This is a genomic window from Streptomyces griseus (assembly GCF_900460065.1).
Classification (GTDB): domain Bacteria; phylum Actinomycetota; class Actinomycetes; order Streptomycetales; family Streptomycetaceae; genus Streptomyces; species Streptomyces griseus.
Genome location: NZ_UAVD01000001.1, coordinates 77,015 through 95,522 on the forward strand (window position 1 = coordinate 77,015; position 18,508 = coordinate 95,522).

12 protein-coding genes are annotated in these 18,508 nt (G+C 72.9%); 2 read left to right on the forward strand and 10 right to left on the reverse strand.

Annotation, left to right across the window (positions count from 1 at the left end; translation table 11 throughout):
* Nucleotides 1-20: 20 nt before the first annotated feature.
* Entirely contained in the window at nt 21-680 is a 660-nt protein-coding gene (locus DTB53_RS00345) for an FMN reductase (RefSeq protein WP_012380153.1), read from the reverse strand.
* A 5-nt stretch (nt 681-685) separates the two neighbouring features.
* Nucleotides 686-1,777 (reverse strand): LLM class flavin-dependent oxidoreductase, encoded by a 1,092-nt coding sequence (locus DTB53_RS00350; RefSeq protein WP_003967991.1) that lies wholly within the window; start codon nt 1,775-1,777, stop codon nt 686-688.
* 348 nt (nt 1,778-2,125) lie between these two features.
* Between DTB53_RS00350 and trpS the strand changes: the two genes are divergently transcribed.
* Complete coding sequence (gene trpS, locus DTB53_RS00355) at nt 2,126-3,244, forward strand: tryptophan--tRNA ligase (RefSeq protein ID WP_012380154.1); 1,119 nt, start codon at nt 2,126-2,128, stop codon at nt 3,242-3,244.
* Between the two features lie 90 nt (nt 3,245-3,334).
* Here the strand turns inward: trpS and DTB53_RS00360 are convergent, their stop codons facing one another.
* The 4 genes from DTB53_RS00360 to DTB53_RS00375 all read right to left on the reverse strand — a co-directional run bounded on the left by DTB53_RS00360 (nt 3,335) and on the right by DTB53_RS00375 (nt 13,808).
* Nucleotides 3,335-5,341 (reverse strand): NAD-binding protein, encoded by a 2,007-nt coding sequence (locus tag DTB53_RS00360; RefSeq protein ID WP_042496763.1) that lies wholly within the window; start codon nt 5,339-5,341, stop codon nt 3,335-3,337.
* 30 nt (nt 5,342-5,371) lie between these two features.
* Nucleotides 5,372-10,447, reverse strand: a complete 5,076-nt coding sequence (locus tag DTB53_RS00365) for a DNA repair ATPase (protein ID WP_012380156.1) — start codon at nt 10,445-10,447, stop codon at nt 5,372-5,374.
* Between the two features lie 335 nt (nt 10,448-10,782).
* Nucleotides 10,783-12,903 carry a flotillin family protein gene (locus tag DTB53_RS00370; protein ID WP_012380157.1) on the reverse strand — a complete coding sequence of 707 codons (2,121 nt, stop codon included), beginning with the start codon at nt 12,901-12,903 and terminating at the stop codon, nt 10,783-10,785.
* 215 nt (nt 12,904-13,118) lie between these two features.
* Entirely contained in the window at nt 13,119-13,808 is a 690-nt protein-coding gene (locus DTB53_RS00375) for a hypothetical protein (RefSeq protein ID WP_012380158.1), read from the reverse strand.
* Nucleotides 13,809-14,235: 427 nt separating this feature from the next.
* Between DTB53_RS00375 and DTB53_RS00380 the strand changes: the two genes are divergently transcribed.
* The gene (locus DTB53_RS00380; protein WP_012380159.1) at nt 14,236-15,309 is read left to right on the forward strand and encodes a PucR family transcriptional regulator; all 1,074 of its coding nucleotides are present in this window, start codon (nt 14,236-14,238) and stop codon (nt 15,307-15,309) included.
* Nucleotides 15,310-15,451: 142 nt separating this feature from the next.
* On the opposite strand, the gene DTB53_RS00385 is transcribed toward DTB53_RS00380, so the two are convergent.
* The 4 genes from DTB53_RS00385 to DTB53_RS00400 all read right to left on the reverse strand — a co-directional run bounded on the left by DTB53_RS00385 (nt 15,452) and on the right by DTB53_RS00400 (nt 18,469).
* Nucleotides 15,452-15,907: a tellurite resistance TerB family protein gene (locus DTB53_RS00385; protein WP_003967998.1), complete on the reverse strand. Its 456-nt coding sequence runs from the start codon at nt 15,905-15,907 to the stop codon at nt 15,452-15,454.
* Between the two features lie 170 nt (nt 15,908-16,077).
* Entirely contained in the window at nt 16,078-17,367 is a 1,290-nt protein-coding gene (locus DTB53_RS00390; RefSeq protein ID WP_012380160.1) for a cation:proton antiporter, read from the reverse strand.
* 2 nt (nt 17,368-17,369) lie between these two features.
* Nucleotides 17,370-17,840 carry a cation:proton antiporter regulatory subunit gene (locus DTB53_RS00395; protein WP_012380161.1) on the reverse strand — a complete coding sequence of 157 codons (471 nt, stop codon included), beginning with the start codon at nt 17,838-17,840 and terminating at the stop codon, nt 17,370-17,372.
* A 95-nt stretch (nt 17,841-17,935) separates the two neighbouring features.
* A complete protein-coding gene (locus DTB53_RS00400) occupies nt 17,936-18,469 on the reverse strand; it encodes a flavoprotein (RefSeq protein WP_003968001.1) in 534 nt (177 codons plus the stop codon).
* Nucleotides 18,470-18,508 lie beyond the last annotated feature (39 nt).

Here is an 18,508-nt window from a genome sequence, read left to right on the forward strand (position 1 = left end):
TGTGAACCGCCCCCATGGCATCAGTCCAGCCGCAGGTCCGCGAGCTGCTGCTCGAACGGGACGACCGCGTCCTCCCCGTCGTCCGGGCCGGGGGCGCGCGAGGCCCCGGAGACCGTACGGCCCAGGACCGCGGAGGCCAGCTCGCCGCCGGCGCGCCGGATCCGGGACGGCAGTCCGTCGGTGTACTCGTCGCCCGAGGAGCCCCAGTCCTCCGAGGCCGCGTAGACGGAGGTGGGCACGGTGACGGCCCGCAGGTAGGCGAAGAGCGGGCGCAGGGCGTGCTCCAGCACCAGCGAGTGCCGGGCCGTCCCGCCCGTGGCGGCGATCACCACGGGCTTGCCGGTCAGCGCGGTGTTGTCGATCAGGTCGAAGAACGACTTGAACAGACCGCTGTACGAGGCGGTGAAGACCGGCGTCACGGCGATCAGCCCGTCGGCCTCGGTCACCGCGTCGATCGCCTCCCGCAGTCCGGCCGACGGGAACCCGCTGACCAGGTGGTTCGCGATGTCCACGGCGAGGTCGCGGATCTCGATGACCCGGACCTCGACGCTCCGGTCCTGCTCGGCCGCGAGGCGCTCGCGGGCGGCGGCGGCCAGCCGGTCGGCCAGCAGCCGGGTGGAGGACGGCTGGCTGAGCCCGGCCGATACGGCGACGACGCGCAGGGGGGTGGTGGCGAACATCGGGGTCAGCTCTCCTTTCCGGAGGCTCGGGCGGCGGCGACCGCCGGGTGGACGGGCGCGGACTCCGGCACTCCGGCCGGCCGCAGGTTGGCGAACTCCTTGCGCAGCACCGGGACGACCTCCTCGCCGAGGATGTCGAGCTGCTCCAGGACCGTCTTCAGCGGGAGTCCCGCGTGGTCCATCAGGAACAGCTGGCGCTGGTAGTCGCCGACGGCGTCCCGGAAGGTCAGCGTCCGCTCGATCACCTCCTGCGGGGAGCCCACGGTGAGCGGGGTCTCGCGGGTGAAGTCCTCCAGGGACGGGCCGTGGCCGTAGACCGGCGCGTTGTCGAAGTACGGGCGGAACTCCCGTACCGCGTCCTGCGAGTTCTTCCGCATGAACACCTGGCCGCCGAGTCCGACGATGGCCTGTTCGGCGGTGCCGTGCCCGTAGTGGGCGTAGCGGCGCCGGTAGAGGTCGACCATCTTCCTCGTGTGCTCCATGGGCCAGAAGATGTTGTTGTGGAAGAAGCCGTCGCCGTAGTACGCGGCCTGCTCGGCGATCTCGGGGGAGCGGATGGAGCCGTGCCAGACGAACGGCGGGACGCCGTCCAGCGGGCGCGGGGTGGCGGTGAAGGACTGGAGCGGCGTACGGAACTTGCCTTCCCAGTCCACGACGTCCTCGCGCCACAGCTTGTGCAGCAGGGCGTAGTTCTCGATCGCCATCGGGATGCCCTGGCGGATGTCCTTGCCGAACCAGGGGTAGACCGGTCCGGTGTTGCCCCGGCCCATCATCAGGTCGACGCGGCCGTCCGCGAGGTGCTGGAGGGTGGCGTAGTCCTCGGCGATCTTCACCGGGTCGTTGGTGGTGATCAGCGTGGTGGAGGTGGACAGGATGAGGTTCTCGGTGCGGGCGGCGATGTAGCCGAGGGTGGTCGTCGGGGAGGACGGGACGAACGGCGGGTTGTGGTGCTCGCCGGTCGCGAAGACGTCCAGGCCGACCTCCTCGGCCTTCTGCGCGATGGCCAGGGTCGCCTTGATCCGCTCGTTCTCGGTGGGGGTCCGGCCGGTGGTCGGGTCGGTCGTGACGTCCCCGACGGTGAAGATCCCGAACTGCATGGCGTCCGCCTTCCTGAGTCCCGGCCGTCGATACGAAGCTTCGGGCGAAGCCCCCGGCCGATTTGGTTGAACATTGAACTACACCCTACAACGGGACCCCCCTCCTGCCTATTCCACGCGGCCCGGCTCCCCGTGGCCGCTACACTCGGCCCATGACCTCCGTCCCGTGCCGACGCTGGTGGCGCTCCTCCTAGGAGCGGCCACCCCATCAGCGCGGAACCAGGGCCGTTCGACATGGACGGCCCTTTTCGCTGCCCTCGTACGGCGCGGACACGGTGACCGAGCGCAGCGGCGCTCACCGGCGGGGCCGTCCTCCACGCATCCACCACGCGAGGAGACACCCCCACCATGACCACACCCGCCGTCACCACACCCGCCGTGACCGCAGCCGCCACGACCGCACCCGCCACCACCCCCGCCGCCTCCGTCGAAGCCCACGGCACCGAAGCCCGCGGCACCGAGCTGGAGCGCCGCATCGCCCAGGACCCCGGCGGCTTCCGGGTCCTCACCGGGGACCGCCCCACCGGCCCCCTCCACCTCGGCCACTACTTCGGTTCCCTGCTCAACCGGGTCCGCCTCCAGAACCTGGGCGTGGAGGTCGTCGTCCTCATCCCCGACTACCAGGTGATCACCGACCGGGACACCGCCGAGCGGCTGGGGGAGTACACCGACGGGCTGCTCCTGGACTATCTGGCCCTCGGCATCGACCCCGCCCGGTCCACCGTCTTCTGCCACAGCGCCGTCCCCGCGCTCAACCAGCTCATGCTGCCCTTCCTCAGCCTCGTCTCCGTCGCGGAGCTCAACCGGAACCCCACGGTCAAGGACGAGATCGCGCACTCACGGCAGTCCACGGTCAGCGGGCTGATGCTCACCTACCCGGTCCACCAGGCCGCCGACATCCTGTCCTGCAAGGGGAACGTGGTCCCGGTCGGCCGGGACCAGGCGCCTCACCTGGAACTCACCCGGACGATCGCCCGGCGCTTCAACGAGCGGTACGGCGCCGTCTTCCAGGAACCGGACATCATGCTCTCCGCCGCGCCCCTGCTGCTCGGCACGGACGGTACGAAGATGAGCAAGAGCCGGGCCAACTCCGTCCCGCTCGGCGCCACCGCCGACGAGACGGCCCGCCTCATCAGGGGGGCGACCACCGACGCCGAGCGGCACATCACCTACGACCCCGACGCCCGCCCCAACGTCTCGTCGCTGGTGCTGCTGGCCGCCCTCTGCCTGGACCGGGACCCGCACGAGGTCGCGGCGGAGATCGGCGACGGCGGGGCGGCGGCGCTGAAGCGGACGGTGACCGACGCGGTCAACAGCCACCTGGCCCCCTTCCGGGCCCGGCGGGCGGAGTACGCGAAGGACCTGACCTTTGTGCGGTCGGTGCTCCGCGCGGGCAACGAGCGGGCGAACGCCCTGGCGGAGGCCACGCTGGACGAGGTGCGGGAGGCGATGGGCGCGTTCCGGTAGCCGTCGGCGGCAGGCCCGCGCGGCTGCCGGAACGCCGCCGGGGGCCGGCCCCGGGCGCCACCGGGCCGCCGGGCCCCGGCGACCGCCGCCCTACTGCCTCGGCGCCACGGACCGCTGCCGCCGCAGCAGCTCCGCGAGCCCCCGGCGGGTGGCGGCGATCACCACCCGGTCCGTGGCGCGCAGGACGTAGCCGGGGTGCAGGTCCCAGACCAGGCCGGAGGGCGGCGGTGTCGCGTCGCCCCCCGGGTTGTACGGAGGGATCGCCGCGAGGTCCGGGGCCCGGTCGGCGGGCGGGGTGGCGTCGATGGCGAGGACCCGCCAGGCGCCCGCCCGGAACGCCTGCTCGACCGTGTGGCCCTCCAGCTGCGGGTGTCCCGCCACCTCCAGGGCCGCGAACAGCATGACCTTGCGTTCGACCGGGACCGCCCCGAGGATCTGGCGGCCCATCATCGCGACCGCGAAGGACGGGGCGGCCAGGTGGGAGACCGAGCGGGAACGCGTCAGCGCCCCGGGGTGCGCGGTGCGCAGGGTGCGGTAGACGGCGGTGGCGAACTCGTCGTCGTACAGCCGCAGCGCGACCCTCAGGTCCGGCTTCACCGAGCGGGCGTACAGCGCCGCTTCCAGGTTCGTCGTGTCGATGCTGGTCAGCGCCAGGAGGGCGTGGGCGCGGTGGATCTTCGCCGCCTCCAGGACGCCTTCCTGGGTGACGTCGCCGATGACCGTCGGCACGTGCATCGAGCGGGCCAGCGGGATGCCCCGCGCCTCGGGGTCCTCCTCGACGACGACCACGGGGATGTCGAGCTCGCGGAGGCGTACGAGGACGCGGGTACCGATCTTGCCGAGTCCGAGCAGCACCACGTGCCCGGAGAGGCCGCGGGGCGGGCGGCGCAGCGAGGACGCGGTGCGCAGGGTGCCGAACGCCTCCAGGACGGCGGCGATCAGCAGGGGGAGCAGGAGGATTCCGGCGACTCCGGAGAAGATCTGGATGATCTTCCGGGCCGTCGTGCCGTCCTCCGACGGGTCGTTCATGCTCAGCAGGTCGAGCAGGATGAGGTAGGCGGAGTGCGGCAGGCTGTCCTCGGTGGTGAGGACCGAGACGATCACCAGGGCCACCGCGGCCAGCGCGAACCCGAGGGCGGACCAGCGCAGTCGCCGGGAGAAGACCTTGGCGAGCGGGGCGCCCCGGCCGCCCATCCGGGTCGCGGGTCGGTCCGGGCCGGCCTGGCTGATCGCCTCCAGGACGACGGTCCCGCGCCCCTCGGCGGCGGCCACGGTCTGTTCGTCGGGCAGCAGTTGAGGCGCCTCGTCGCCGCTGCTGTCCGAACCCTCCGACCCCGCCGGGTCGTTGGTGGTGGAGGAGAGCAGCGCGAGGGTGCACAGACCCGGGTCGAGGTTCTCGCCGGGGCGCGGCGGCGGCCGTTCGGCGGCGCGCAGGAGCAGCCCCTCGGCCTGGATGATCTTGCTGCTGCCGGTGAGGGCGGTGGCGGCCAAAGCCGGGGCGGCGGTGTCGGCGTCGGACAGGACGGTGGTGGAGGCGTCCAGTAACGCCGGGTCGATGCCGGGCATGGCGACGGCCGCCGCCTGGTCGAGCAGCTCCTCCAGATGCTGCCCGAGCTTGCGGTTGTAGAGCCGGATCACCAGCCGCAGACGGGGGTTGAGGCGGCGGGCGGTCAGGGCGGCGCGGATGTTGCGCTCGTCGTCGTCGTAGACGAGCGCGAGGGCGGCGGCCCGGTCGACACCCGCCTCCTCCAGGACGTCGTCGGAGGGCTCGGGGGCCTCCATGATGCGGACGGCCTCGACTCCGGCGTTGGTGTCGCCGCTGCCGCCGCCGGCGGTCCCGTTGCCGTTGCCCGCGCGGTTCATCGCCGCCGACATCCGGCCGAACAGGGCCGCCGCCCGGCCCCGTTGGGTCAGCGGCGTCTCGGGGCTGTTGGCGTCCCGGCCCGGGGGCAGGAGCAGGGTGACCCGTTCCCCGTAGACGAAGCGCAGCTCCACGGCGAGCCGGCGCGCCAGGGCGTCGTCACCGCAGACGATCATGTGGCCGGCCGACGGCGGGCGTCCCGGCTGCTGAGGAAGTGGAGGCACGAAACCCAGCATGCCGTGGTCCTTCCGGCTCGGTCTTCCCGGTCAGTGTGGAGTGTTGGTGATCTTCGCATGGTGGTCCGGAACCGCCGGTCCGTCGAGCGCGCCCGCCCCCGGGCCCTGCCCCGGCTGCCCGCCCGCCGGCCCCGGGGGCCCGTCCACCGGCCCGTTCGGGCCGCCGGACGGGCCCAGGTGCCCGCCGGCCAGGAGGTGCCGGGGGTCCGCCGCGCGCCGGATCGCCGTCTCGACCGCCGCGATCCGGTCCGCGAGCAGGCCGAGCGCGGCCACCGCCCGGGTCATGGGGTCGCCGTCCGGGCCGCCGAGCGCCTGCGTGCGGACGTAGGACGCGGTGATCGCCGCCCACCGCTCCGCCTGGCCGGGGGTGAGCGTCCCGCGCAGCGCGGCCAGCTTGAGGAGGTTCGCCTCGGCCCCCGTGGTGAGCGTCTGGGCCTCGCCGGCGTAGTGGTCGTCGACGACGGCGGACAGCTCCTCGTCGTTCATGACGGGCACGATCCGCTCGGCGATCTTGTTCATGTTGCGGTAGGAGCCCTGGAGCCGGAACGGCGGTTCGGTGCGCGTGGCGTCGGTCCGCGCGGCCGAGGCGATGTACGCCGCGTTCACCGCGAGCACGGTGTCCCGGGCCGTGACCAGATGCCGCAGCACGGCCAGGACGCGGTCCAGTTCCGCCGCGCTGTACGGGTGTTCCAGGTGCTCCGCGTGGGCTGCCGGATCGCTGCCGCCGGCCAGGCGCACCAGCAGCGCCAGGTCGTCGCGGGACCGGGCCGCCAGCGGGGCGAGGACCGGGTTGGCCGTCAGGGCGTTCTCCACGAAGCTCAGCGCGAAGACGTCCTCGCGGCCGCTCAGCACCTCGCCGAGATTCCAGACGTCGGCCCGGTTGGCGAGCATGTCGGGGATCCGGAACCGCTCGCCGGACTCGGTGTACGGGTTGCCCGCCATGCACACCGCGAACCGCTTGCCCCGCAGGTCGTAGCTGCGCGGCTCGCCGTCCCGCACGCCCTCGATCCGGCGGGTGGCGTCGCACAACGGGATGAACTTCTGGAGCAGTTCGGGCGAGGTGTGCTGGATGTCGTCGAGGTAGAGCAGCGTGTTGTTGCCCGCCTCCAGTGCGAAGTTGATCTTCTCGATCTCCTGCCGGGCGGTGGCGCTCGGGGCCCGGTCCGGGTCGAGGGAGGTCACGTCGTGGCCCAGGTTCGGTCCGCTGATCTTGACGAGCACCATGCCGAGCCGGTCCGCGACGTACTCCATCAGCGTCGTCTTGCCGTAGCCGGGCGGCGAGACGAGCAGCAGCAGCCCCTGGGAATCGGTGCGCCGGTCGGCGTCGGCGGTGCCGAGCTGCTTGGCCAGGCTGTCGCCGATCAGCGGCAGGTACACCTCGTCGAGCAGCCGGTTGCGCACGAACGCCGACATCACGCGCGGCCGGTGGTCGTCCAGCCGCAGCCGTCCGCGCTCCGCGGTCACCAGGGAGGTGCGCAGCCGCTGGTAGGCGCGGAAGCCGGGCACGGTGACGTCGCGGAACTCGGCCGTCCGGGCCAGGAGTTCGTCGATCCGTACGGTGAGGGCCCCGCCCGCCACGCGCGGGTGGTCGCCGAGCAGGCCCTCCAGGCGCTCGGTGAGCGGCGCGTCGCACGCGTACCGCTCCAGCTCAGGGCAGAGCTCCACCGCCACGGCCTCCGCCAGGTCGCCGTCGCCGAGGCCGGCCCCGGTGGTCTCGGCGTACGGGGCGAGCCAGCCCTCCACGAGCTGCCGGCGCGCGGCCCGGTCGTCGCCCAGGGCCGCCAGGTCCTCGGCGTACGCGTCGGGGCCGACCGCGCGGTGGAAGGCCGCCAGGAAGGCGCGGACCGAGGAGCCCACGACGAACCCGGCGGGCCCGGTGGTCAGCTCCTCGAAGAGGTACGCGGCGACGGCGTGACCCGGCGCGGCCGGGGACGGGGAGCCGATCGCCGCCGCCCACTCCTCCCGGAGCCGCGCGATGGCCGGGGCCGACCCGAAGGTGTCGCGGGCGCGCGCCAGGGAGACCGCGCGCCTCGACCAGGACGTGCGCAGCGGCTCGTCCGCGTCGTACGCCCAGAAGTGCTGGGCCGCCGCGCGGACGGCGCTTCGGTGACGCAGCAGCCCCGCTTCCGCGTGCAGGCGCAGCAGCGCGGCGAGGATCGCGGCGGCGTCCTCGTCGTGGACGCCCCGGGTGTACCCCTCGTCGTACGCCTCCGCGGCCGACTCCCTGACCAGGCGGCGCAGTTCGGCCTCGGGGAGCGAGCCGAGGCGGACGGCCCCGTGCTCGTCGAGGAGCCGGGCGGCGAGGTGCTCGGCGCGGTAGACGGCGGCGTTCTCCGAGGGGAGCAGCTGCTCCCCGTACGGCCGGGCCGCCGCGAACGCCGGGTCGGTGACCGGGGCCCGGTAGTCCGTCCCGGTCAGCGCGAAGACGAGGCCCTCCCCGGAGGGCACGAGCGTCAGGTCGAACGGCTGGGTGTTCACCGCGAACCGGTGGCGGCCCAGCCTGATCACCGACCCGCCGTCCGCGTACAGCTCGGTGCGGTCGCGCAGGGCGCGCCCCGCCTCCTGCCGGGCCGCCTTCAGCCGCCCGTCCAGCTCCTCCGCCCGTACCGGGTCGCCCAGTTCGCGCAGCTCGTCGGCGGTCCGGCGGACCTTGGCGACCATCGGGTCGGAGGCGAAGTAGGTGTGGACGGCGTCGAGGTCCTCCAGCGAGGACACCCGCCGGGCGATGGTCTCCAGTACCCGGCCCGCCGACCCGGCCAGCCGCTCCGCGCGCCGCGCCCGTTCGTCCTGGAGGGTCTGCTTGCGCGCCGAGAACGCCTCGTACACCTCGGTGCGGCGCTCGGCCAGCTCGGCGAGGAAGTCGTCGAACTCCGCGAACCGCGACTCCAGGTTCTCCAGCTGGAGCAGCAGGCGGGCCAACTGGTCGTCGCAGCTCTCCGGGGTGCCGGCGGCGGCCAGCGCGCCCGTCACCGCCTGCCCGAGCAGCGCGAACTCGGCGGCGAACTCGGCCCGTCCCTCCTTCGACAGCAGCTCCCGGCGGCGCCCGTCGAGCGTGGCGCGGGCCCGGTTCGCCCCGCCCAGCACCTCCGCGATCCGCTCCAGGATCGACGTCCGCACGGTGGCGTCGCCGATGTCGAGACCGGCGACGACGTCCGTGACGGTGGTCAGCCCCTCCGTCATCGCGGACAGCCGGTCGCTCACGGCGGAAGAGTCCCGGACGGTCTCCAGCGCGCCCGCTTCGGCCACGAGCTCCGCGATCTCCCCGTGGTACCCGTCGAACGCGTCCTCGCGGGCGAGGAACGAAACGGCCCGCTGGGCGGCCGAGTCGATGTCGTCCCCGGTCCGGGCCGAGAGCTCCGCCACCCGCTCGACGTCGACGTACCGCATGTCGCCGACGGTCGCCAAGTGGCCCTGGGCCCGGCGCAGTTCCCTCAGCCGCTCGATCCAGGCGGACGCCGACCCGGGAGCCTCGCCGCGTACCCGGCGCACCAGCGCGGTGATGCGGGCGGTGGTCTCCTCCAGCGCCTCGGCGGCCCGCCGGGTCAGCTCCTGCACGGCGGTGAACTCCGCGAGCACCTGTTGCGCGGTGGCCCGCAGCTCGCGCAACGGCTCGTCGAGGGACCCCAGTTCGGGGTCGGACAGCCAGTGGTACCGGTCCTGGGCCCGGGCGCAGTCGGCCGCGAGCCGCCCGTAGACGGCGGTTGTCGGCGTCATGTCCCGTACGCCGTGGGCGAGGGCGAGACAGTCGGAGATCCCGCGCACCAGGTCGGCGTTGCCGGTCCGGGCGAGCGGCCCGGTCCCGGCGGGGCGGGCGGCGGCGTAGGTGTCGGAGACGTACGGGGTCGCCCAGCGCTGCAAGGGGTGCACGCGGGCGGGCCCGTCCGGACTGTCCCGGAGCAGGACCAGCGTCCCGTCGTCCAGCAGGGCGTGGCCGCGCCCGGTGAGCGGGGTGGCGACCTCCTGGCGGATCAGGTTGTAGGGCAGCAGGAGGGTGCGGAGCCCGTCGCGGGAGCGGAAGGCGTAGAGCACGTCCTCCCCGTTGGGCGAGCGGACCGCGCCCTCGAAGACCGGCTCGGTCAGCTCCTCGGCCGTGTCGAAGGTCTTCGCGGTGCCGGTGGTGAGGTAGTAGCCGCCGGGGAAGATGATCCCCTGGTCCTCGGGGAGCCGGTGGCAGGACGGGCCGATGCCGTCGAGCCGCTGGACGGTGGCGAGCAGCGAGTTGACGACCAGGTGCCGCCAGGCGTCCTCCTTGTACGGGCGCACGCGCAGCAGCACCAGCGGCCCGACCTCCGCGTACTCGACGTCCGCGTCGGCCAGCGACTGCAAGGGCTCGTCGACGGGCTCCTCGTAGATCCCGTCCGGCGATTCGGTGTCGTCGGCGACCTTGACGGTGAGGGTGCCGCCGAGCGTGTCGACGAAGAGTCCGCCGCCCTTGCCGACCGCGATGTGCGGATGGCGTCCCGGGACGTGGTCCTCGCGCCCCGTCGCGGTCCACGCGAAGTCGTGGGAGGGCGGGAAGACGTGGTCGCGCTCGCCCCGCGCGTCCAGGAACGCCCCCGGCGCCCCGTCCGGGCCCAGCGCCCAGCGCAGCACCCGGATGTCCTCGGCGCTCTCGCCGGTCCGGAAGACGGCGAGGAGCCTGCCGTCGACGCGGCGCAGGCGGAGGAGGCGGGCGTCGCGGAAGTAGCGGTGGAGGGAGGAGAACGCGCGGCGGAACCCGTCGTCTTCGAGGAGGGTGTCACCGTTCCCGGGCGCCTCGCCGTCCCCTTCCGCGTCCCGGACGAGGAGGACGTCGTCGACCCCGGCCTCCCCGCGAGCGCCCGGGCCGCGCTCGAACCCGAAGAGGAGCTTCCCGCCGACGGCGACGAGGTCACGGGGCACGGAGGCGTGCTCGGTGCGCACCTGCTCGGTGGCCAGCAGCCGCAGCCCGGTCGAGCCGAACTCCTCGGTCCGCCGTACGTTGAGCGCCTCGGCCCGCCGCACGAGCTCCCCGGCCTGCGCGGAGAGCCGCCGCCGCAGCACCTCGTAGGCGCCGGCGTCCACATCGCCCCGGCCGCCCTGCGGCCCCTGGGGCTCGGTGGCGGTGTCGGTGATGTCGCTGTCCATGCGTACGGCTCCCTCTGTGCTTCGTCATGTGCCGCGGACCCGGAGTGCCGGCCCGTCCGGCGTTCGAGGACGGAACCGTCGGGCTGGTGGGCCCGCTCCCGGCATGTGGGCCGGCTCCCGGGGTGTGGGCCGCTCCCGGCGCGCGGGCCGGCCCCGGAGATCCAGCCGGTTCGGCGTTCGAGGGCGGAGCCCCTGACCCGGAGGGGGTCCGCCCCTGACGGGTGGACCGGGCCCTGGTGCGCCCACCCCCGTGGGACGCACACCGGGACCTTCCGGCCCCCGGGTCAGGGGTTCCGTCCTCTCACGCCGGACGGGACGTGGTGGTGCGGGCGGTCCTACCCCTTCGCCCCGGCCCCGTTCAGCGACACCGCCCCGGGAGCCGGCTGCGTACCGGCCGCCGCGGAACCCACCGGCAGATCCGCGAGCCCCAGCTCCTTTGCCGCCGCCAGCAACTGCTCCACCTGGCCCGACGCCGCACCCGGCGCCCCCATCAGCCGCATCAGCAGCGCCGACACCGTCAGGTTCTGGACGTCACCCGTGGAGACCGACCCCAGCACCCGGCTCAGGTCGTCCGTGAAGGACGACGAACCGTCCAGCCACGGCCCCGCCAACGCCTGCGCGGTCGCCGAGTTGTCGACGAACCCGTCGACGGCCTTCCCGAGCGAGATCGAGGAGACGATCCGGTCGAAGAACATCGACTCGCCGCCGACGATGTCGATGTCCGCGTTCTCCAGGCCGGTCGCCAGGACCGTCGCCTGCGCCTCCGCGACCTGCCGCTGCACATCGAGACCGGCCAGCCGGATCTCCTTCTCCGCGTCGAGCCGCAGCCGGTACTCCTCGTGCCCGCGCGACGCCTCGTCCAGCGCCGCCATCGCGGCCGCCTTCTCCGTGAGCCCCGCGGCCTCCGCCTTCAGCTTCTCGCCGATGGCCGCCGCGTCGGCGGTCGCCTGGGCCTGTGTGCCCTCCGCCGTGGCGAGCGCCTTGAGCCGCGCGCCCTCCGCCTCGGCCTTGAGCCGGGCCGCCGTCGCCTCGGCCTCCGCGAGGCCCGCCTTCTCGGTGACGTCGGCCTCCGCTTCCCGCACCTGTACGGCGGCGAGTCCCGGGGCGGCCGTCTCGGCCTGGACGCCCTCGGCGAGCCGCAGCTTGGCCTGCGCGTCCAGGTCCGCGGTCTTGAGCCGCGCCTCGGCGAGCGTGAGCTGCTCGGCCGCCAGGTGCGCGGACGCCGCCTCCGCCGCCTCGGCCGCCTTGATGTCCTTGACCAGCTTCTCCTGGGCCTCGGCCTCGGCGGCGATGATGACCGACCTGCGGGCCCGCTCGGCGTCCTCGACGGCGCGCAGGGTGAGGATCGACTCCTCCTGCTCCGCGACCGTGCGGTCCACCGCGATCCGCTCCCGGATGACGTCGGCGACCTCGCGCCGCTCGGCCTCGACCTCCTTGGTGGCGGCGATCCGGTTCAGCTCGGTCTCGCGCTCGCGCCCGATGACCTCCAGCATCCGGTCCTTCTCGATGCGCTCGCTCTCGACGGCGATGACGCGCTCGCGGTTCTTCTGCGCGACGGCGATCTCCCGCGCCTGGTTCTCGCGCTGGATGCCGAGCTGCTCCTCGGTCTTGATGAACGCGGTCTGCGAACCGAGCCGCTCCTCCTCCTGCACCCGGGCGGTGGCCGCCTCCTCGCGGGCCCGCAGCGTCTCGACCTCGCGGCGCTGCTTGATCTCCGCCTCGGCCTGCCGGCGCTCCAGCTCCAGGATGGTCTCGCGGGCGTCGACGTTCTGGCGGGTGATCTCCTTCTGCTCGGTGCGCTGGAACTCGTTGGTCCGCACGTGCTCGATCGCCGTCAGTTCGGTGATCTTCCGGATGCCCTGCGCGTCCAGGATGTTGGCCCCGTCGAGCTGGGCCATCGGAGTCTGCTCCAGGAAGTCGATCGCGGCGTCGTCGAGGTGGTAGCCGTTCAGGTCGGTCCCGATGACCTGGATGATCCGGTCCCGGAACTCCTCGCGCTTGGTGTACAGGTCGACGAAGTCGAGCTGCTTGCCGACGGTCTTGAGCGCCTCGGAGAACTTCGCGGCGAAGAACTCCTGGATGGCGGCCTTGTCGCTGGCCCGCTGCGTACCGATGGACTGGGCGACCTTGATGACGTCCTCGACGGTCTTGTTGACCCGGACGAAGAACGTGATCTGGATGTCGGCGCGGATGTTGTCCTGGCAGATCAGACCCTCGCGTCCGGCGCGGTGGATCTCGATCTTCTTCACCGAGATGTCCATCGTCTCGGCCTTGTGGAGCACGGGCAGGACGACGGCCCCGGTGAAGGTGACGTCGACCTTCTTGGTCTTGGAGATGATCAGAGCCTTGCCCTGCTCGACCTTGCGGAACAGCCGGGTGATGACGAAGGCGATGGCGATGACGATGAGCAGGACAACGGCGATGAGCACGCCGATGCCCAAGGAGATGGCATCCATTGAAGAGTCCTTGGCGGCTTGTCGGTACGGAGAGGCACAAGCGAGGTGGAGGGGCGGCCCGCCCGTCACGGGGGCGGGCGCCCGGTGGGCGACGGCGGTGGTACCCGGGCTCGAAGCCGGTGGTTCGGCGGTCCTGTGGCCCGGCGTTCCTGTGGTCCAGCGGTCCGGCCGCACGAGCTGCCCGGAGGTCCCGCGGTCCGGTCGGTCCGTCCGGGTCAGCCGGCCGACCCGCCCGGCAGCTCGTGCGGCCGGCGGTTCGGGCCCGGATCGAGCGTCGCGTCGTAGGGCGAGACCCAGAAGAACTCGCCGTCCTCGTCGTACGCGTAGAGAAGTCCGGAGCCGCCCATGACGAGCGCCGCTTCCTCGGCGGCCGGCCCGGAGAGCCGGGAGGCGGCGGACGGGAACGGCTCGGCCGTGCGGACCTGCACGATGGCCGTCGACCCGTCGTGCGACACGACCTCGGCCTGGCCGAACTTCGCGGTGACGGAGCCGGTGCGGATCGTGCAGACGCTGCCGACGAAGTCCAGGCGGGATGGCGGAGGTTCCGCCGGGAAGTACCGGCGGAAGCGGTGGACGAGGAGGCGGACGGCCGCCCAGGCGAGGAGCAGCGACCCGGCGAGTACGGCGACGGCCAGCACGGCGCGGGTGGTGCCGCCGGTCTCGCTCCGGTGCAGCAAAACCGTGCCGGTCACGCTGCCGAACCAGGCGAAGACGACCAGCAGGGAGACGGTGACGGAGACCGGGACGCCGCCGAGACCGGCCGGTCCGGTGTCGAGGTCCGCGTCGAAGGAGTCGTGGCCGGCGGCCCCGGCGAGCACCAGCAGCCAGAAGCAGACGACGACCACCAGGGCGGCGCCGAAGACGACGGCGGGGAATCCGAGTGCCGCGCTCAGGAATTCGTCCATCGGTCCCACCCCCTGCGGTTCTGCGCACCGGCCCCGAGGCGGTGCGCGTCCGTGCGATTCGATACGGGGGCGGCCGCCGGTCGCCGGGCGGTTGACAGGCCGGGCGCGGCGGCCGGTTCGTCCCCCTCGGGACTCCTCGCGCCGGATTCCGGATCCCGGACCGTCCCCGATCCCCCGTGGACGGTCCGGGATCCGGCGCCCGGGGTCCCGGGTCCGGGAGGGGCTTTCGCCCCTCCGTTCCCCGTGCTCCCCCGTGTTCCCCCGTGTGCTTCCCCCGTGTTGTTGCTGACCTGATCCTGTCATCCGGGACCCGCGCAGCGCATTGCCGGAACCCGGCAATCTTTACGCTTCACTAATGCCGGGCACCGGCACTGCCCCGCGTGCGTTGGGGAAATGACAGGACTGTTGCAAGGCTGAAGGAGACTGCGTGGCCGAGCTGAGGATTCCCGAGGAAACACTGGGCAATTATGGCCATATTCTGGGTGAAGTCGCCCTTACCGGCCGTCGTCTGACCCGTGACGAACTGGAAGCTCGCCGTGCGCTGGGCCGTGCGGCGGCGGACGCGGGCCATCAGCTCCGCGCTCTGGTGACGATGCATCTGGCGCAGACCCGTGAAGCCTGGCCACGCGGGGCTGCCGGAAACTCCCCCGCCACGACCGACGCCGTCCTGGCCGCGGTGGAGCAGGCGGTCGACGCGTTCGCGGAAGGCTTCGAGCGGGCCCAACGCCTCACCGTACGGCGGGAGGAGGCGGCGCGCCGGGAGTTCATCGACGACCTGCTCTACGGCCGCAGCGACCTGGTCCGGCTCGCGGAGCGGGCGACCCGCTTCGGCCTGCGGCTCTCCCGGGCGCACGCGGTGGCGGTGGCCTCGGGCCCGGAGGCGTACACGGAGACGGACGCGGTGCCGCGCAGTGTGGAGGCGGCGCTGCTGACGCGGTTCAGCGGGCGCAAGATCCTGCTGACGACGAAGGACGGCCGGATCGTCTGCATCGCACCGGGCAGTCAGCCCGACGTCCTGCGCTACTTCGCCAAGCAGGCGCACGCGGCGACGGACGGCGGCCAGGTCGCGGTCGGCCGCCCGCACAAGGGTCCCGGCGGGGTGGTCCACTCGTACGACGAGGCGCTCGAAGCCCTCGACCTGGCGGACCGGATGGGCATGGACGAGCCCGTGCTGTACGCCTCGGACCTCATGGTCTACCCGGTGCTGACCCGGGACCGGCAGGCCATGTCCGACTTGGTGCGCAGCGAGCTGGGCCCGCTCCAGAAGGCGCGGGGCGGCGCGGAACCGCTGCTGAACACACTGGCGGTCTACTTCGACGCGGGATGTGTCGCCGCCGAGACCGCCCGCCGACTGGCGTTGAGCGTCCGGGCGCTGACGTACCGCCTGGAGCGCATCCACCAGCTCACCGGGTCCGACCCCTCGGACCCGATGCACCGCTACAGCCTGCAGACGGCGGTCATCGGGGCCCGGCTGCTGGACTGGCCGGCCAAGGAGCTGTGACGGACGGGTGCGGCGGCGTACCGGGGCGGGGGGTGTGGCCGGGGGTGCTCAGGGGTGACGCACCCCCGGCCTGCCGGTGGGGAGGGGACGCGGACCGGTGGTCGGCCGGACCGCGCGACCGCACCGGCGGTCCTGGTGGGCCCTACAGGTCGAACTCGTGCGGCGGCAGGTCGAGCGCGAAGCACGCCTCCCGCACGACGGCCTGCTCGGACGGGTCGAAGTCGCCGTCGGCGCCGCCGATGACGATGCCGATCTGGACCACGGCACGGGCCTCGGTCGGCTTCTTCTTCGCCTTGGCGATCTCCTGGAGGACGCTGACCTTGCCGAACGCGAAGTCGGCGGTGAGCTGGTCGACGTAGGCGTTGAAGCGGCGCTGCAGGTCGTCCGCGGGGAAGTTCCGCAGGACGTCGTTGGTCGAGATGAGCGTCGCGACGCGCTGACGCTCCGACGGGTCGATGGATCCGTCGGCGGCGGCGACGAGGGCGCACATGGCCATGCTCGCGTCCCGGAACGAACCCGACTTCAGGTCGTTCTTCTTCGCCTCCAGCTGCGCCTGCATCGACGACGCGGATTCTTTGATGCGATCCCACAGAGCCATGACGTCTCCCTACGTTGCGGTGCGAATCCGGACCGGAACCGGAACCCGCGCAACTCTACAGGCGTGTAGATGTCGATGTCGGGGTCCGGGGTCTCCTCACGACGAAGCCCCCGGACGCCGTGGGGCGTCCGGGGGCTTCGTCGTGGGCCGGGAGCGGCGGGGGCGGGTGGCTACTCGCGCTTCTCGACCGCCGGTTCGGGAGTGAGGTCGTCGTGCGACGGCAGCCGGCGCTCGGGCGCGGACTTCGCGACGGGCTCCTGTTCCGCGTCGCCCGTGACCTTGTCCTTCCCGGCCCCGTCGCCGCCGCCGCGCCGGGCCTCGATCTTCGCGGCGATGGGCTGCGTCCACCGGGCGGTGAGCGGGCCGACGATGACGAGGATCAGGACGTACGCCGTCGCGATGGGACCGATGCGCGGCTCGGTGGCCACGGCCAGACCGGCGATGACGATGGAGAACTCACCGCGCGCCACGAGCGTGCCGCCCGCGCGCCAGCGACCGCGCGAGCCGACCCCGGCACGGCGGGCCGCGTAGTAGCCGGTGCCGATCTTGGTGAAGGTGGTGATGATGGCCAGCAGGGCCGCGGGCAGCAGCACCGGCGGGATGTCGGCCGGGTTCGTGGAGAGCCCGAAGAAGACGAAGAACACGGCGGCGAACAGGTCCCGCAGCGGGGTGAGCAGCTTGCGGGCGCCCTCGGCGACCTCGCCGGAGAGCGCGATGCCGACGAGGAACGCGCCGACGGCCGCGGACACCTGGAGCTGCTGGGCGACACCGGCGACCAGGACGGTGAGGCCGAGGACGACCAGGAGCAGCATCTCCGGGTTGTCGGAGGAGACCGCGCGGCTGATCAGACGGCCGTGGCGGAGCGCCAGGTAGAGGACCAGCCCGACGGCCCCGAGCGCGATGACGAGCGCGAGGCTGCCGCCGGCCAGGCTGACTCCGGCGAGCATGGCGGTGAGCAACGGCAGGTAGATCGCCATCGCCAGGTCCTCCATGACGAGGACGCCGAGGATGACGGGGGTCTCCCGGTTGCCGAGCCGGCCGAGGTCGGTCATGACCTTGGCGATCACCCCGGACGAGGAGATCCAGGTGACCCCGGCGAGCGCGACGGCCCCCACGGGCCCCCAGCCGAGGATCAGGGCGGCGACGGCGCCGGGCGTCGCGTTGAGGAAGAAGTCCACGGCGCCCGAGGGGTATTGCGTCTTGAGACTGGTGACCAGTTCGGACGCGCTGTACTCGAGGCCCAGCAGCAGGAGCAGCAGGATGACGCCGATCTCGGCGCCCACCATGGTGAATTCCTCGCTGGCGTCGAGCGGGATCAGCCCGCCGTGCCCGAACGCCAGCCCGGCGAGCAGGTACAGGGGGATGGGGGAGAGCCCTATCCGCCCGGCGAACCGCCCCACGAGCCCCAGCCCGAGGATGACGGCCCCCAACTCCACCAGCAACGCAGTCGTGTCATGCACGGTCAGCCCTCCGCAATGATCTCGGAGAGCGCGTCCACGCCCTCACGCGTACCGACGGCGACGAGTGTGTCCCCGATGGCCAGTCGAAAATCCGGTTCCGGCGACGGGTGCGCGCTGTGGGTGCGCAGCACCGCCACGATGGACGCCCCGGTCCGGGTCCGTGCCCGCGTCTCCGCCAACAGCCGCCCGCCGTAGGGGGAGCGGGACCCGAGCGGGATGTGCTCGGTGACGAGGTCGATGCCCTCGGTCCGTACGGCGTCGATCGGCGCCGGATCGATGAGGTGCGCGAGGGCGGTGGCCTCGGTCGTCGTCAGGGGGACGGACAGTTGGCACGCATCAGGATCGTCCTGTTCGTAGAACCCGATGAACCGGCGGCCGTCGTGGTGGACGACGACCGAGATGTGCTGGCCCGTCTCGGTCGTGAAGTCGTACTGAGCACCCACTCCGGGCAGTGACGTACGGCGGGTTCCCATGGCTTCCTCCCGAGACGTGCGGCGGCGCGCGCGCACTTGGCGATCTCTTTATCCGGCCATTACCTTATCGGGCGGCGAAAAACCGTCGAGGGTCGTCAGGACGGGGACGCCAGCAGCTCCAGGGCTTCTTCCCAGGGGAAGGCTGCGGATTCCCCGGACTTGGGCGTGTGCGGTGCGCGGGCACTCACCCGGACCCCCATGCTCCGCAGCCGGGCCAGGCTCTCCGCGTACGCGGGGTGCCGGGCGAGGTGCGCGTTCACGGCCGGGAGCACACAGGTGGGCACGCCGAGCCCGTACGCCTCGCAGAGGATGCCGAGGGCGAGGGTGTCCGAGATCCCGGCCGCCCACTTGTTGACGGTGTTGAACGTGGCGGGCGCGACGGCGATGGCGTCCGGATCCGGGAACGGGCGGGGGTCGCCCGGGGCGCGCCACCCGGAGCGGATCGGATATCCGGTCCGCGCCTCGACGGCCGCCGCGTCGAGGAAACCGAGCCCCTGCGGGGTGGCGACGACGCCGACGTCCCAGCCGGCGTCCCGGGCCGCGACGAGGAGCCGGTCGACGTCACGGGCGACGCCGGCCGCGCAGACGACGACGTACAGGAACGGCTTCCGGTCGGGCTGATCGCTCATGGGCTCCCCTGGTGAACGCTGAGGCGGTGCGGCTCAGCA

Excerpts from the sequence above, each read along its gene's own strand:
- trpS (WP_012380154.1), top strand. The coding sequence starts at position 2,126 with ATGACCACACCCGCCGTCACCACACCCGCCGTGACCGCAGCCGCCACG.
- DTB53_RS00400 (WP_003968001.1), bottom strand. The coding sequence starts at position 18,469 with ATGAGCGATCAGCCCGACCGGAAGCCGTTCCTGTACGTCGTCGTCTGC.
- DTB53_RS00370 (WP_012380157.1), bottom strand. The coding sequence starts at position 12,903 with ATGGATGCCATCTCCTTGGGCATCGGCGTGCTCATCGCCGTTGTCCTG.
- DTB53_RS00385 (WP_003967998.1), bottom strand. The coding sequence starts at position 15,907 with ATGGCTCTGTGGGATCGCATCAAAGAATCCGCGTCGTCGATGCAGGCG.
- DTB53_RS00375 (WP_012380158.1), bottom strand. The coding sequence starts at position 13,808 with ATGGACGAATTCCTGAGCGCGGCACTCGGATTCCCCGCCGTCGTCTTC.
- DTB53_RS00350 (WP_003967991.1), bottom strand. The coding sequence starts at position 1,777 with ATGCAGTTCGGGATCTTCACCGTCGGGGACGTCACGACCGACCCGACC.
- DTB53_RS00365 (WP_012380156.1), bottom strand. The coding sequence starts at position 10,447 with ATGGACAGCGACATCACCGACACCGCCACCGAGCCCCAGGGGCCGCAG.
- DTB53_RS00345 (WP_012380153.1), bottom strand. The coding sequence starts at position 680 with ATGTTCGCCACCACCCCCCTGCGCGTCGTCGCCGTATCGGCCGGGCTC.
- DTB53_RS00360 (WP_042496763.1), bottom strand. The coding sequence starts at position 5,341 with ATGCTGGGTTTCGTGCCTCCACTTCCTCAGCAGCCGGGACGCCCGCCG.
- DTB53_RS00395 (WP_012380161.1), bottom strand. The coding sequence starts at position 17,840 with ATGGGAACCCGCCGTACGTCACTGCCCGGAGTGGGTGCTCAGTACGAC.